We start from the raw sequence: 14,660 nt of genomic DNA, 5'->3' as shown, positions 1-14,660 counted from the left end.
GACTGACCCGTGAAGCTGGATTCCATGTACCAGGACGTCATCCTGGACCACTACAAGCACCCGCACGGCCGGGGCTTGCGGGACGGCGACGCCGAGGTGCATCACGTCAACCCGACCTGCGGTGACGAGATCACCCTGCGCGTCCGCCTGGACGGCGCGACCATTGAAGACGTGTCGTACGAGGGCCAGGGCTGCTCCATCAGCCAGGCCAGCGCGTCCGTCCTCAATGAACTCCTGGTCGGCAAGGAGCTCGGCGAGGCGCAGCGGATCCAGGAGACCTTCCTGGAGCTGATGCAGTCCAAGGGCCAGATCGAGCCCGATGACGCCATGGAGGAGGTGCTGGAGGACGCGGTCGCGTTCGCCGGCGTCTCCAAGTACCCCGCCCGCGTCAAGTGCGCCCTCCTGAGCTGGATGGCGTGGAAGGACGCGACCGCCAAAGCCCTCTCCGAGGAGGCGAAGACCGCATGACCGAGAACGCAAGCGCCGCGGAGACCGCTGAGGCGCCCGCCGCGGCCCTCAAGCCGGCCACCGAGGAAGAGGTCCGCGAGGCCCTGTACGACGTCGTCGACCCCGAGCTGGGCATCGACGTCGTCAACCTCGGCCTGATCTACGGCATCCACATCGACGACGCCAACATCGCCACCATCGACATGACGCTCACCTCGGCGGCCTGCCCGCTGACCGACGTCATCGAGGACCAGGCGAAGTCCGCCACGGACGGCATCGTCAACGAGCTGCGGATCAACTGGGTCTGGATGCCCCCGTGGGGCCCCGACAAGATCACCGACGACGGCCGCGAGCAGCTCCGCGCGCTGGGGTTCAACGTCTGAGAACCACCACCGTCATTGCGTGAAGAGGCCATGCCCGCCAGGCACACTGGCGGGCATGGCCTCTTCTCTGTACCAGATCGCCGTCGACGCGCACGACGTGCACCGCATGGCCCGCTTCTGGGCCGACGTCCTGGACTGGCAGATCGTCTTCGAGGAGGCGGACGAGGTGATCATCGGCGCCTCGGCCGAGGCGCTGCCCGGCATCGTCTTCCTGCCCGTCCCCGAGGCCAAGGCCGGCAAGAACCGGCTCCACCTCGACCTCACCCCCGACGACCAGGAGGCGGAGGTCGCGCGCATCCTCGCCCTCGGTGCCCGCCGGGTGGACGTCGGCCAGGGCGCCAACGTCACCTGGACGGTCCTCGCCGACCCCGAGGGCAACGAGTTCTGCGTGCTGCGGCCGAAGAAGACGCTGCTGGACTGAGCCCGGGAGCCGACACCGTTTATGTACGCCCGTACGCATCGTTGTGTACGCTCGTACGTATGGCCTATGTGACGCTTGGTGCGGCGATACTGGTGGAGGTGCTGGCCACCACCGCGATGAAGTACAGCGACGGGTTCACCAGGCTGTGGCCCTCGCTCGGGACCGCGGCGGGGTATCTGATCGCCTTCGTGCTGCTCGCGCAGACGCTGAAGACGATGAGCGTGGGGACCACGTACGCCATCTGGTCGGGGGCCGGGACCGCCGTGATCGCGGCGATCGGGATGCTCTTCCTCGGGGAGGCGGCGAACGCGGCGCGGCTGATCGGGATCGCGCTGATCATCGGTGGCGTGGTGGTGCTGAATCTGGGAGGTGCGCACTGATGGCGCGGCGGTACGACCCCGAGCGACGGCAGCGGATCATCGACGCGGCGATCCGGGTGGCCGAGGAGCGCGGCATCGGGGCGCTCAGCCATCGTGTGGTGGCGGCCGAGGCGGATGTGCCACTGGGGTCCACCACGTATCACTTCGCGTCGCTGGACGACCTGCTGGTGGCCGCGTTGCGGCAGGTGTGCGGTGAGGCGGGCACCACGGTGGAGGGCTGGACCGAGTACCTGGAGCGCGACGCGCCGCTCGCGGACCGGATCGCCGACCTGCTGGCCGCGTACATGGACGAGAGCCGCAGCGGCCGCGTGCGGATGGAGTACGAGCTGTATCTCGCGGCGCTGCGGCGGCCCGCACTGAGCCCGGTTGCCGCCGAGTGGCTGGACAGCACGCTGGACGTGCTCGGCCGGTACACCGACTCGCCCGGCACCGCCCGCACGCTCTCCGCGCTGATCGACGGGATGCTGCTGCAGTCGTTGCTCACCGGCCGGCCGTTCGACCGTGACGAAGTGCGGGCCGAGGTGGCGCGGGTCGTCGGCGACGAGCCGCTACCGGACGGTCCCGCGTCTGACCGCTGAGACCGGTTCGCCAGGCCGGGGGCGCGCCGGTTAGGTTTTCCGCATGACCGAAGCAGCAGCCTCCTCCCGTACGACCGGCGCCGTCGCCGCCGGGCTCGCCACCGTCACCGCCGACGGTACTGTTCTTGACACCTGGTTCCCGGCGCCCGAGCTCGTCGCCGAGCCCGGTCCGGCCGGGACCGAGCGGCTGACCGCCGAGCGCGCCGCCGAGCTCCTCGGCGAGGCCGCGCCCAAGGCGCTCGGCACCGACGCCCGCCGCGGCGTGGAGATCGTGGCCGTGCGCACGGTCATCTCCTCCCTGGACGACAAGCCGCTGGACACGCACGACGTCTACCTGCGCCTGCACCTGCTCAGCCACCGCCTTGTCCAGCCGAACGGCCAGAACCTGGACGGCATCTTCGGCCTGATGGCCAACGTCGCCTGGACCTCGCTCGGCCCGGTCGCCGTGGACCAGCTCGAGACCGTGCGGCTGAATGCCCGCGCCGAGGGTCTGCACCTCGCCGTGTACGGCGTCGACAAGTTCCCGCGGATGACGGACTACGTCGCCCCGGCGGGCGTGCGCATCGCCGACGCCGACCGGGTCCGCCTGGGCGCGCACCTCGCGGCCGGCACCACTGTCATGCACGAGGGCTTCGTCAACTTCAACGCCGGCACGCTCGGCACCTCCATGGTCGAGGGCCGGATCAGCCAGGGCGTCGTGGTCGGCAACGGCTCCGACATCGGCGGCGGCGCCTCCACGATGGGCACCCTCTCCGGCGGCGGCAAGGAGCGCATCCGCATCGGCGAGCGCAGCCTGGTCGGCGCGGAGGCCGGTGTGGGCATCGCGCTGGGCGACGAGTGCGTGGTCGAGGCGGGTCTGTACATCACCGCCGGTACGCGGGTCACGATGCCCGACGGCCAGATCGTGAAGGCCGCCGAGCTGTCCGGCGCCGACAACATCCTCTTCCGCCGCAACTCCACCACCGGTGTGGTGGAGGCCCGCCCGAACAACGCGGAGTGGGGCGGCCTGAACGACGTGCTGCACCACAACTGAGACGTGTGACGGCAGACGACGGGCGGTCCGTACGGGCCGCCCGTCGCTGTCAGTGGCACCGGCTAGGGTTGCCTTATGCGTGATCTTGCAGCCGGTGTGGGGTACTTGGGGAAGGGGCAGCGCTGGGTCGCACAGCATGGCAGGTGGTGGGGGTTCGGGTTGATTCCCGCGCTCATCGCGCTGGTGCTGTACGCCGCGGTGCTGACCGTCTTCGCCTTCTGGACGGACGACATCGCGGCCTGGGCGACGCCCTTCGCCGATGACTGGGGCTCGCCCTGGCAGGGGCTGCTGCGCGGGATCTTCGTCGCCCTGCTCTTCGGCGGTGGGCTGCTGCTGGCCGTGCTCACCTTCACCGCCGTGACGCTGCTGATCGGCGACCCGTTCTACGAATCGCTGTCGGAGAAGGTCGAGCAGTCGGAGGGCGACTGCCCGGACGGGCCGGACCGCTCGCTCTGGGCGGAGATATGGATCGCGCTCAAGGACAGCGTGTACGTCCTGCTGCGCGCCGCTGCCTTCGGCCTCCTCTTCTTCCTCCTCGGCTTCCTGCCGGTCATCGGCCAGACCGTGATCCCGGCGATCGGGTTCTGCGTCTCGGGCTTCTTCCTCGCCGTCGAGCTGACCTCCGTGGCCATGCAGCGCCGCGGCATACCCGTCCGTGAGCGCCTGCGCCTGCTGCGCACCCGCAAGGGGCTCGCGGTCGGGTTCGGCACCCCCCTCGTGCTGCTGTTCCTGGTCCCGTTCATCGCGGTGGTCCTGATGCCGGGCGCGGTGGCGGGGGCGACGCTGCTGGTACGGGACCTGATGGAGGAGCCGGTACCGAATTCCGGGACCGCGGGCGGCGCGGGAGAGGTTCCCGCGCCGCACCCCGGATTCACGGCCTGACGCGTATTACCTGCGGGTCGTGGTCGCTCGCCTGGTCGGCGAACTCCGCGTTGAGGTGGACGATGTCGTAGTCGGCGCGGTTCAGGGCGCGGCTGGTGAGCATGTGGTCCAGCGCCTGGGAGTTGCCGTTGTAGACGTAGCCGTAGCGCTCGGCCTTGGGGAGCCGGTTCACCTGGTCGGTGAGGACGCCGCCCGCGGTGAGCTTCTTGAGTGCCGGGGAGAACTGGTAGTCGTTCAGGTCGCCCGCGACGATCACGGCGGCCTTCGGGTCGACGGCGAGCACGTCCTCGACGAAGCCGTGCACCGCCTCGGCCTGTGCGGTGCGCTGCGTCTCCGAGGTGCGGGCCGGCGGCTGGAAGCGGCTGTCCAGGCCCTGGTCGCCGCCCTTGGAGTTGAAGTGGTTGGCGACCACGAAGACCGGCTTGCCGCGGAAGGAGAACTGGCCGGCGAGCGGCTTGCGGCTGTCCTTCCAGGCCGCGTTGGCCGGGTCGATGCGGCCGGGGGAGGCGGAGAGCGCCGCGCGGCCGCCCTTGTCCTGGACCCGGACGGGCGTCGTCGCGTCGCCGCCCGGCGTGTCCGTGAAGGAGACCCGCTCGGGGTTGTAGAGGAACGCGACGCGGATGTTGCCGCCGGGCTGGCCGCCGTCCTGGTCGTCGGCCGGGTCGATCTGGCGCCACTCGTAGGCGGGGCCGCCCGCCTTCTTGACGGCGTCGGTGAGCTTCTTGAGCGTGGCGCCCGCGGTCACCACCGAGTCGTTGGTGGCTCCGTTGTCGTCCTGGACCTCCTCCAGGGCGACGATGTCGGGCGAGGCGAGGTTCTTCACCAGCGCCTCGGCCAGCCGGTCGAACTTGGCCTGCGCGGACTTCGGCGAGAGGTTCTCCACGTTGTACGTGGCCACCGACAGCTCGTCCGCCGACTGCTTGCGGGTGGTCTCGCGGGCCGGCCCGCGGTCGTCGAGCGCGCCCAGGTCCGTCGCCTCGATCGTGTAGCCGCCGAAGTTGTCGTAGTCCAGCGGCCCGGCGGTGGTGCCGGTCAGCGCGTCGCCCACGTCCGCGACCGGGAAGGGCCGCTCGGCGAACGGGATCAGCGAGGTGACCTTGAGGCGGCCCGCGTTCGGGTCGGCGTACGAGCTGTAGAGCGTGCCGCCGCGTGCGGTGCGGTTATGGCCGGGCTCGGCCGTCACCCACAGCTCGTGGTACGAGGTCGTGGGGCCGACGACCGGCGCGTCGGAGACCGCGACCCGCATGCCCTCCAGCGACTCGTAGCGGTCCAGCGCGTAACTGCGGGGACGCAGCTTCAGCGGCTCGATGTCCTTGCCGCCGTTGTCCGGGGCGTATCGATTCGGCACGGACCCGGGGGCCAGCGTGAACGCCGCGGGGAGACGATTCTTCGCCGACTTCACCGTCCAGTTCGCGCCAGTGATCTCGGTGACGGACTGCAGCCCCGCGTCCTTGCCGCCGGGGTAGTACTCGCTGACCGTGCCGGTGACCTCCACCGCGTCACCCACGGCGACCTCGGGGGACTGCTTTCCGGTGAAGACGAAGACGGCCTCGCTGGTGGCGGGATCGCGATCCGGCTGCGGGTCCTGGAACCAGAAGCCGCGCGCGGACCCGAAGGCCCGTACCGCCGTGACGACGCCCGGCACGCCGGTGACCTGCTTCCCGGCCAGCGGGGATATTCGGGTACCGCCCTGGATGTCATGGATCCTGGCGTCCGCCGCCGCGGCGGACTGCGGGACGGCGAGCAGCCCTGCGGCGAGGGCCGCGGCGGCCGCCGAGGCGAGCGCGAGCGGTCTGCTGAACGTACGACGGGACGGCATGGTGGCCTCCGGAAGCGTGGGGAAACAAGGGAGGAGAAAGGCCGAGCTGAGTATCGGAGGACGGTCCGCTACGCGCGTCAATCTCTTGTGTGCCGCCGCCAGTTGTCAATACTCGTCCGGTGCACGGCAGGGGACGGGCCGGTGAACCGCCCGCCGCGGGGCACCCCGGACGGGCCGGTGAACCGCCCGGGATCATCACGATTCCGTCTACGCTTGGGCGACGCACCAGCAGTAGTCCGCCCGAGGAGCTGAACCTTAGATGTCCGACGAGCGCCCCACCCTTCCCCCGGTGCGGCTGCACCCCGAAGCGGAGCTGGCCAGGGACGCGCTGAGCGCCCCCCTCTTCGCCCGGGCGGCGAAGCTCGCCCGCTGGGCCGAACGGGAGGTACCGGTCGGCGTCGGCGGCGACCTCCTCGAAGAGCAGCTCGCCGAGGCCGCGGTCCACCTGGACCTCGCCGTCGACGAGGACGGCACCGGCTATGCCGCCGAGGCGTGGCAGCTCGCCGTGGACACCGGCCTGGTCGAGATCGAGGAGCACGCGGGCGAGGACGAGGACCTGCCCGACGGCGCCCCGTCCGGTACCGCCACGCCCGGCGAGGAGCTGCGCCTGCTGACCGCCGGCAGCCCCCAGGATGTGCTGGCCATCTGGCTCGGCGGCATGGAGACCGTGCTGGCCGACGCCGCGGCGCCCGACCTCGGCGACCTCGTGGAGCAGATCGCCGAGGGCGGCGAGCTGGACCTGGACTCCATCGACTGGAATCCGGAGGACGAGGCCGAGCTGCTGGACGGCATCCTCGGCAACCTCTACATGCTCTGCGCGCTGGCCGAGGCCCCGGAGCAGAGCGTCCCGCTGCCGGCGCTCGCCGCCTCCATGATCGTCCCGGCCGACATGGACGAGCCCACCGACGACATCCTCGAAGAGGTCTCCGAGGCGATGATGCGCCTGGACGACCAGTTCCGGGTGCTGGAGCCGATCGGTCTGGTCGCGTACCAGCCGGTGGACGAGGCGCTCATCGAGGAGCTGGACGAGGACGGCGAGACCGTCCGGTCCGCCGGCCCGCTGGAGGACGAGGACGTCAGCCGGTACGGCATGGTCCGGCTCACCCCGCTCGGCATGTACGCGGTCCGCGCGCGGATGCTGGACGCGGGCGTCGAGGCCCCGGCCGTCGGCGACCTCGCCGGCAAGGGTGCCGACGTGCTGCTCGGCGCGCTGCCCGACTACCCCGAGACCCTGGCGCAGGCCGAGTCCGAGCAGTGGCTCGCGGCCCGCGACGGCCTCAGCGCGGCCCGGGACCTGCTGTCCGCCGCGCGCGGCGACGACGACCGGGCGCCACAGCGCCGCCTCGCCTGCCAGCAGACCCTGTCGCTGGTCGGCCCGGAGGCCGAGCCCGCGCTCCGCGAGGTGCTGGACGACCGGCAGCTCGGCGGGCTGGCCCGGGTCTGGCTGGCCGAGCACGGCGCCACCGGCATCCCCGAGCCCTCCCAGGACATGATCTTCTGGCTGACCGTGGACACCCTCGCGGCGCAGCTCGGCACCGCCGACGAGGACGCGGCCGAACTGCGGGATCTGGTCGAGGGGCTGGTCGGTCAGCACACCGGCTTCTTCGACGCGGTCTGGCGGGTGGACCACCCGGCCACCGCCGACGTCCTGGAGGCGATGGGCCGGCTCCACCCGGACAAGAAGGCGGCCAAGGAGGCCCGCAAGGCGGCCTTCAAGGCCCGCTCCAAGAAGGACAACTGACAGCCGCTCCCAGAACGGCAACTGACGGCCCGTCAGCACTCTCCGCCTCGGTGCTGCGGAAACTGCCGCGGAAGCCCGGCGGGCCGTCAGCCCGTCGGGTTCCTCAGCACAAGTACTGCGTCGTGTGCGGGAAGGACGCGGACTGGCCGTTGAAGCCGTACGTACCGCGGTAGGACAGCGGTACCTGGAACTGGCCGACGACCGTCATGCTCTGGGCGCAGTTGCCCGATCCGCCGGGGCGGGTGGCCCGCAGCACCAGCCGGGGGCCGAGCTCGCCGCCGGTGATGTCCCACGGGGCGCCGCAGATGCCGGAGGTGATCCGGCCGCCGGTGACGACGTGCGGATAGGTGTTGGGGTTGTAGCTCACCTCCATGTCGAAGGTGAGCGCGCCGTTGCTGAGCCGCATCTTCGCGGTGACCCGCAGCGCCTCGGCCGATACGTCGCGCTGCGCGGCGAACGCCTCGTCGCGCGTCTTGACCTCGGAGCCCTGGGCGTTGATGAACCGGTGCTCCTGCCCCTGGCCCTTCTTCCTGGCTGCGCTCGTCATGATTTTCGCTCCCCCGGTCAGGCCAGTTGCTCGGCGATCTCGACGCGCAGCAGCGCGCGGACGTTCTCGATGTGGTTCGCGATCGTGACCTGCTGCGACCCCGCGAAGAGCAGTCCGACGGCGACGTTGTCGAGCGAGGTGATCAGGGAACCGGAGTCACCGCCGGCCGACATGTTCGTGGTGATGATCTGGTCCTTGAAGCGTGCGGTGCCGGCCGTGCCGTACGAGACGTCGATGGTCGCGTCGGTGGACATGATCCGGCCGATGGTCAGGTTGGTGGTCCGGCCGACCTTCTTCACCCGGTCGCCCACCGCCACCTGCGCCTTGCGCCGCCAGGCTCGCGGCGGCCCGTTGAAGTACTGCTGGCGGGTGGCGTCGTGGAACTCCACCTTCGCCAGCGCCGCGTCCACGATGTTGTTCTGCTGCGCCGGCGGGACCTGCGGCGCGAACTGGATGGCGACGAAGCGGGACAGCGTGCCGATCCGGTCGGCCGGGTCGAGGCCGCCGTCCGCGGGGCCCGGCTGCACCACGGGGCTGCCCAGCGGCGCCCGGTTGGAGTCGGCGAGCACGTGGTTGTTGCTCAGGATGTAGTACGTGGCCGGGACGCCGGTGCCGGGCTCCGGCGGGTTGATCTGCGCGCCGGGCAGCAGGTCGTAGACCACGCTGCCGAGCGTGCCCGCGGTGATCCGCACGCTGCCGACCGAGAAGCCGGCCGGGCACGGGCGCATCCTGCGGGTGAGCCGCTGCGGCTCGGCGTCCGTGCGGAGCCGGCCGATCTCCTGGCCCAGCTCCTCCAGCAGCGGCCGGGAGAGCATGGACGTACTGCCGTCGGGGCCGAGGCCGGACTGCTCCTCCGTGCCGCCGCCCGGTCCGGTGAGGCGGGCGCGCTGGGCCGCGACATGGCCGACGGCCACCACGTCTGTCGGCGTGCCGTCGTCCATCTCGCGCGGTATCACGTCCCGTTCGGACAGGACCGACTCGGGAACCTTCTGCGTCACGAAGACCAGGACCGCTTCCTCGCCCGTCGGCTCGCCGCCCGTCCACTTCACGCCGTGGCCGAAACCGACGACGTTGGCGAGCGGGTGCTGCGGATTCATGAAGTCCGACAGCGCCTGTTGGCGTGAGGTGCCACTGACCTGTCCGCCGGTGGGACCGCGCATCATCTCGGGCTGATTCACACCAGACCACCTCTTCCCCGGTGGGCGTCCCGCGCGCCCGGCCGTGCGCACGCCGGGCAGGCGGGCGACGGCGCTTGGGCGGGACCACTTGTGCGTGTGGCGAGGCCGGCCGTCGCGGCGGGCGGCTCTCGCGGGAGGGCGCAGGGCCCGAGTACGGCGCGGCGCGTACACGCCGTCCGTACGGCCGCGTACGGACCGCTCGTCCGTAACGCCGCAGGCCCTGCGCTCCTCTTACGGGCGATGCAGGTAGGCACTGTCTATTGCCGGGCCGGGCGGCGGTCAAGGCGGAAAGCCAGAAATCTTGCAGTTGGCGGGGGGATGCCGCGGATGACCTTCTTTGCCATGGTTCACCGTCGTGCGGAGAAACGGTTCCTGGACGTTGTATCCCGTTCAACTGGAGTTCGGCGGCGCACGGGAATGTGTGCCGCGCAGACACAGGGGGAATCGGAACCAGCCATCTTGGAGATCACCATGGCCCTCACCCGCAGGGACTTCGCCAAGCGCTCCGCGTACACCGGCGCCGGAGTGGCGCTCGCCGGCAGCGTCGGCGTGCTGGCCACGGCCCCCGGGGCCATCGGCGAGGAGGCCACGGATGCCTCCGGCGACGACGGGACGCGGCAGCTCGGGTACGGTCCGCTGATCGATGACCCGAAGGGCATCCTCGCGCTGCCCGCCGGCTTCAGCTACAAGATCATCACCCGTACCGGTGTGACCAAGCTGGAGAGCGGTGAGTACACGCCGTCCAACCACGACGGCACCGCCACCTTCGAGGGCTCGCGCGGCGCGACCCTGCTCGTCAACAACCACGAGCTCAAGGGCCCGCGCGCCGACTGGCCGCACCCGGTGCCGCTCACCGAGGGCCACGTCTACGACCCGGCCGCGTCCGGCGGCTGCACGGTCATCGAGGTCGCGCACGACGGCTCGCACGTGAGCGAGTGGGTGGGCATCGCCGGTACCTCCACCAACTGTGCGGGCGGCCGCACCGCTTGGGGCACCTGGCTGTCCGGCGAGGAGACCGAGGACAAGGCCGGCGACCACGGCATGACCAAGGACCACGGTTACGTCTTCGAGGTCGACCCGTACGACCAGAAGGCCAACCGGGACCCGAAGCCGATCAAGGCGTTCGGCCGGTACCCGCACGAGGCCGTCGTCGTCGACCCCAAGCGCGGCCACGTCTTCCTCACCGAGGACGCCGACACGCCCAACGGCCTCTTCTACCGCTGGACCCCGCCGGAGGGCTTCGCGCACGGCCGCGGCAAGCTAGCAGGGCTGGCCGACGACGCGGGCACGCTCGCCGCGTTCAAGTGCTTCGACTCCGGCGGCCGCTTCGTCGACGACCTCTCCCGGGCCACCGAGCCGGGCACCGTCTACGGCGTGGACTGGGTCGAGGTCCCCGACCGGGACGCCCGTACGACGTCCGTGCGCAAGCAGTTCCAGGACGGTGAGGTCACCCGCGCCCGCAAGCTGGAGGGCATGTGGTGGGCGGACGGCGGCGTGTACGTCGTCTCCTCCTACGCCCGCGAGGAGAGCCCGGTCCAGCACGACGGCCAGGTGTGGTTCTACAACCCGGCGCGCCGCACGCTGACCCTGAAGGTCCGCTTCGGCGTCAACCCCGACCCGTCGAAGGACGGCGCCTTCGACGGCCCCGACAACATCAGCGTCTCGCCCTACGGCGGGCTGATCATCGCGGAGGACGGCGAGGGCGTGCAGCACCTCTTCGGCGCCACCGAGGACGGCCGTACGTACCCGGTCGCGCGCAACGAGATCAACATTGGCACCGCGGACGAGCCGGAGTACAGCGAGTTCACCGGCCCGGTCTTCTCGCCCGACGGCTCGACGCTCTTCGCCAACATCCAGGAGCCGGGCATCATGCTCGCGATCACCGGCCCCTGGCGGCGGCAGCGCTGACCCGCCACCGGCCGGCCGGATCCGGGGGGAATCCGGGCGGCCGGGTCAGCGGGTCTCCGGCCGGTCTGATCAGCCGGTCTGCGGGCGGTCCGCGGTGATCACGTAGTAGTCCAGCAGCCCTTTCTCGTACGCGGTCAGGAACCGGCGCGGCCACAGGTCGCGCAGCTCGGGGACCTGGCCGAGGTACCGGTCGTACGCGGCCCACACCGATTCCCCGATCGTCCGGATCCGCAACTCCGACAGTCCGGCCTCCGCCAGCGCGGCGGTCACGTCGTCCGCCACGTGGGCGAGGTCCAGGCCGTCGGCGTAGGTGGGCAGCAGTCCGGGCAGCGCGCGGGCGGCCTCCTGGCCGGTGGCGAAGAAGGTCGTCAGCACCAGCCGGCCGCCCGCGCGCAGCACTCGCGCGGCCTCTCGGGCGAAGCCCGGGATGTCGGGGAAGTGCTGGGCCGCCTCGACGGAGAACAGGCAGTCCACGGAGGCGTCCGGCAGCGGCAGCCGCTCGGCCGCGCCGCGCCGGTAGTCCAGCTGCCCCGGGTGCGCGTCGCGTACGGCGGCGTTCCGCTCCCGGGCCCGCCGGACTTGCTCGGGGTGGATGTCCAGCCCGACGACCGACCCGAACCCGTACTCGCACAGCGCGAGGGCCGATCCGAGCCCCAGCCCGCACCCGACCTCGACGGCGTCCCGCCCCTCCGTACGCTCAAAGGCGCGCAGGACCAGCCGGTACAGCTCCTTCTCCGTCCCGATCCGGTCGGCTTCGCTCACCGGCCGGTCGTCCGGCGCATCCGCCCAGTACCCGAAGTTGATGAACCCACCGGCAAACGCGGGCACCTGGCTCAGGTCGAACTTCCCGTAGATCTCGTCCAGGGAGGGAACGGTGGGCGGCTGGTCGGCGGGCATGAGTGGCTCCTCGCGGCTCGGCCGGGCACAACGCCCCGATTCTCGGGCCTCCGCCGCCCCCGCACCAGAGCGGGCGACCCGCTCAGTCCATGACGTAGCTGCCGGCGCCCAGGACCGTGCGCAGGCGGCCCTCCTTGCGGAGCTGGACGACGGCCTTCTGAACCGTCGACTGGGTCACGCGGTACTCAGCGGCCAGCGTGACCGTGCCGGGGAAGCGTTCGCCGGGGGCCCACTCTCCGGCATCGAGGCGACGCCGGAGGTCAGCGGCCACTTGCGGCCAGACCGGCACGGAGCGATCAAGATCCATGCATCCAGCGTGCGCGGAGTCGCGGCTGCGTGCTACCGCGTAACCGCGAAACCGCGTAAGGTCGGGACGGAAAGAGCCCCGGCGGCCGGATCGGACCCGGCCCCGGGGCGTGGCCGACACTGCGAAGGAGTGCCGACATGGAGAGCCTACGACGGCTGCCGTGGACCGATGGCGGGCGGACGGCTTACGTCCCGTTGGGGGACGGTCTCGTAAATCATCTGGCCGATGTCATGGAGGGCGAGATTCTCGTCATGGCGCGGACCGACGTCTCCCGGGGCCGTGCCCTGGCCGGCGATCCGGAAGCGTCCGGGGCGGAGTTGCGGCGGGCCGTGCGGTACCTGGCCCGGGCGGTCGAGGACGCTGCGCTGGTCGCCGACCTTCGGGCGGAGCGACTGCCGGGCGCGGAGGCGTAGCGGAATCCCGGGCGGCGGGAAGCGTTGTACTGAGGGTGAACTCGATGACAGTGGCCCCGCGATTCTCCGTTCTGGACCGGTCCCGTACCAGAGTGGGCCGGCCGCAGGCGGAGGCGTTGCAGGAGACGGTGCGCTTTGCCCGGGAGGTGGAGAAGCTCGGGTACCACCGTTTCTGGGTCTCCGAGCACCACAGTGTCCCGGGCGTGGCGGGCTCCGCGCCCACCGTGCTCGCGGCGGCCGTCGCGTCCGCCACCCGCCGCATCCGGGTCGGTACCGGCGGAGTGATGCTGCCCAATCACCGGCCGCTGGTCGTCGCCGAGCAGTTCGGCGTGCTGGAATCCCTCTTCCCGGGGCGGATCGACATGGGGTTGGGGCGCTCGGTCGGGTTCACCGACGGGATCCGGCGGGCGCTGGGGACGGACAAGGACGCGACCGGGGACTTCGGCGCGCAGCTCGCCGAGCTGACCGGATACTTCACCGGCACTCAGACCGCCCATCCGCAGGTGCACGCCCGGCCCGCGGAGGGGCTGAGCGTCCCCGCGTTCGTACTGGCCACCGGGGCCGGCGCGGAGATCGCCGCCGAGGCGGGACTCGCGCTCGTGATCGGCGATGTGCGGGGGCGGGAGGCGCTGCTGGGTGCCATCGACCGCTACCGGGCCGGCTTTCGGCCGTCCGCGCTGTGGGACCGGCCGTACGTCGTCGTCTCCGCGACCGTCGCGGTGGCCGCCACGACCGAGGAGGCCCGCCGGCTGCTGCTCCCGGAGGCATGGGCGATGGCGTACTCCCGTACGCATGGGGTCTTTCCGCCGCTGGAGCCCGTGGCGGACGTGCTCGCGCGGGAGCCGTCGATGACCGTGAAGGAGCGGGAGTTCTATGAGGCGGCGCAGCGCGGCCAGATCCATGGCACGGAGGAGGAGGTCCGCGCGGGCCTGACGGACCTGCTCGGTGCGACCGGCGCCGATGAGCTGCTGGTCACCACGAGCACCCACGACCGCGCCGCCCAGCTCGACTCCTACCGCCGGCTCGCGGCGGTGGCCCGGCTGGGCGGCGCGCCGGTCACAGCGCCTGCGCGGCCGGCTTGACCATGCCGCGGACCGTGCGGGAGTCGACGAACTCGCCGAGCGCCGTCATCTCCCACTCGCCGCTGTACTGCCGGATCAGCTTGGCCATCAGCACGCCCGTCCGCTTCTCCGAGCCGGTCAGGTCGAAGCGGACCAGCTCCTCGCCGGACTGCGCGTCCAGCAGGCGGCAGTACGCCTTGGCGACGTCGGTGAACTTCTGACCGGAGAAGCTGTTCACCGTGAAGACCAGGCCCGTGACCTCCGGGGGGAGGCCGCCGAGGTGGACCGTGATCGCCTCGTCGTCGCCCGCGCCCTCACCCGTGAGGTTGTCCCCGGAGTGCTGGATCGCGCCGTTGAGGATCGCGAGCTTGCCGAAGAAGCAGTTGTCGATCTTCTTGCGGTCCGGGCCGTACGCGATCACGGACGCGTCGAGGTCGATGTCCTTGCTGCGGAACGCGGGCTCCCAGCCCAGGCCCATCCGGACCGAGGTCAGCAGCGGGCGGCCGCCCTTGACCAGCGAAACGGTCTGGTTCTTCTGGAGGCTGACCCGGCCCTTGTCGAGGTTGATCTTCCCGGCGCCGGGGGCGGGGGCCGGGGCCGACGGTGCCGCGGGCGGCGGCGCGGGGGTGCCCATGGAGCCCGGTGCGCCGGGGACGGCGGTCGGC

At 71.5% G+C, this 14,660-nt stretch carries 17 protein-coding genes; 11 read left to right on the top strand and 6 right to left on the bottom strand.

What is annotated here, in order from left to right; translation table 11 throughout:
- Nucleotides 1-9: 9 nt before the first annotated feature.
- From sufU to IG84_RS0132295, 7 genes are all read left to right on the top strand, one after another.
- Nucleotides 10-468, top strand: coding sequence for a Fe-S cluster assembly sulfur transfer protein SufU (gene sufU / locus IG84_RS0132325; protein WP_031065219.1), 459 nt, complete (start codon nt 10-12; stop codon nt 466-468).
- Nucleotides 465-830 carry a metal-sulfur cluster assembly factor gene (locus IG84_RS0132320; RefSeq protein WP_031065217.1) on the top strand — a complete coding sequence of 122 codons (366 nt, stop codon included), beginning with the start codon at nt 465-467 and terminating at the stop codon, nt 828-830. Before sufU ends, IG84_RS0132320 begins: the two co-directional genes overlap by 4 nt.
- Before the next feature lie 55 nt (nt 831-885).
- The gene (locus IG84_RS0132315; RefSeq protein ID WP_031065214.1) at nt 886-1,251 is read left to right on the top strand and encodes a VOC family protein; all 366 of its coding nucleotides are present in this window, start codon (nt 886-888) and stop codon (nt 1,249-1,251) included.
- 59 nt (nt 1,252-1,310) lie between these two features.
- Nucleotides 1,311-1,631 (top strand): DMT family transporter, encoded by a 321-nt coding sequence (locus IG84_RS0132310; protein WP_031065212.1) that lies wholly within the window; start codon nt 1,311-1,313, stop codon nt 1,629-1,631.
- Nucleotides 1,631-2,209, top strand: a complete 579-nt coding sequence (locus tag IG84_RS0132305) for a TetR/AcrR family transcriptional regulator (RefSeq protein ID WP_031065207.1) — start codon at nt 1,631-1,633, stop codon at nt 2,207-2,209. Before IG84_RS0132310 ends, IG84_RS0132305 begins: the two co-directional genes overlap by 1 nt.
- Nucleotides 2,210-2,252: 43 nt before the next feature.
- Nucleotides 2,253-3,242, top strand: a complete 990-nt coding sequence (gene dapD, locus IG84_RS0132300) for a 2,3,4,5-tetrahydropyridine-2,6-dicarboxylate N-succinyltransferase (protein WP_031065205.1) — start codon at nt 2,253-2,255, stop codon at nt 3,240-3,242.
- Nucleotides 3,243-3,317: 75 nt separating this feature from the next.
- Nucleotides 3,318-4,124: an EI24 domain-containing protein gene (locus IG84_RS0132295; protein WP_037801109.1), complete on the top strand. Its 807-nt coding sequence runs from the start codon at nt 3,318-3,320 to the stop codon at nt 4,122-4,124.
- Here IG84_RS0132295 and IG84_RS0132290 read toward each other — a convergent pair.
- Entirely contained in the window at nt 4,114-5,943 is a 1,830-nt protein-coding gene (locus tag IG84_RS0132290; protein ID WP_031065199.1) for an endonuclease/exonuclease/phosphatase family protein, read from the bottom strand. The two genes, IG84_RS0132295 and IG84_RS0132290, sit on opposite strands and share 11 nt — an antisense overlap.
- 259 nt (nt 5,944-6,202) lie before the next feature.
- Between IG84_RS0132290 and IG84_RS0132285 the strand changes: the two genes are divergently transcribed.
- Nucleotides 6,203-7,684, top strand: a complete 1,482-nt coding sequence (locus tag IG84_RS0132285) for a hypothetical protein (protein ID WP_031065196.1) — start codon at nt 6,203-6,205, stop codon at nt 7,682-7,684.
- A 103-nt stretch (nt 7,685-7,787) separates the two neighbouring features.
- Here IG84_RS0132285 and IG84_RS0132280 read toward each other — a convergent pair whose 3' ends face one another.
- A complete protein-coding gene (locus IG84_RS0132280) occupies nt 7,788-8,231 on the bottom strand; it encodes a hypothetical protein (protein ID WP_031065194.1) in 444 nt (147 codons plus the stop codon).
- A gap of 17 nt (nt 8,232-8,248) precedes the next feature.
- Nucleotides 8,249-9,409: a S1 family peptidase gene (locus tag IG84_RS0132275; RefSeq protein WP_245659682.1), complete on the bottom strand. Its 1,161-nt coding sequence runs from the start codon at nt 9,407-9,409 to the stop codon at nt 8,249-8,251.
- A 471-nt stretch (nt 9,410-9,880) separates the two neighbouring features.
- Between IG84_RS0132275 and IG84_RS0132270 the strand changes: the two genes are divergently transcribed.
- Nucleotides 9,881-11,317 (top strand): alkaline phosphatase PhoX, encoded by a 1,437-nt coding sequence (locus tag IG84_RS0132270; protein ID WP_031065190.1) that lies wholly within the window; start codon nt 9,881-9,883, stop codon nt 11,315-11,317.
- A gap of 69 nt (nt 11,318-11,386) precedes the next feature.
- On the opposite strand, the gene IG84_RS0132265 is transcribed toward IG84_RS0132270, so the two are convergent.
- Entirely contained in the window at nt 11,387-12,214 is an 828-nt protein-coding gene (locus tag IG84_RS0132265) for a class I SAM-dependent methyltransferase (protein ID WP_031065187.1), read from the bottom strand.
- Between the two features lie 82 nt (nt 12,215-12,296).
- Nucleotides 12,297-12,521: a GntR family transcriptional regulator gene (locus IG84_RS0132260; RefSeq protein ID WP_031065184.1), complete on the bottom strand. Its 225-nt coding sequence runs from the start codon at nt 12,519-12,521 to the stop codon at nt 12,297-12,299.
- A gap of 251 nt (nt 12,522-12,772) precedes the next feature.
- On the opposite strand from IG84_RS0132260, the gene IG84_RS41355 reads away from it, so the two are divergent.
- On the top strand, nt 12,773-12,934 hold the full coding sequence (locus IG84_RS41355) for a hypothetical protein (protein ID WP_157848989.1): 162 nt from the start codon (nt 12,773-12,775) through the stop codon (nt 12,932-12,934).
- Between the two features lie 44 nt (nt 12,935-12,978).
- Nucleotides 12,979-14,016, top strand: coding sequence for an MsnO8 family LLM class oxidoreductase (locus IG84_RS0132250; RefSeq protein ID WP_078649660.1), 1,038 nt, complete (start codon nt 12,979-12,981; stop codon nt 14,014-14,016).
- Here IG84_RS0132250 and IG84_RS0132245 read toward each other — a convergent pair.
- Nucleotides 13,991-14,660: TerD family protein (locus IG84_RS0132245; protein ID WP_031065174.1), on the bottom strand; the 670-nt coding region annotated here is incomplete at its 5' end. The two genes, IG84_RS0132250 and IG84_RS0132245, sit on opposite strands and share 26 nt — an antisense overlap.

Origin of the sequence: Streptomyces ochraceiscleroticus (genome assembly GCF_000720485.1) — a bacterium.
GTDB lineage: Bacteria > Actinomycetota > Actinomycetes > Streptomycetales > Streptomycetaceae > Streptomyces > Streptomyces ochraceiscleroticus.
This window is presented reverse-complemented; position numbering and strand designations above follow the sequence as displayed.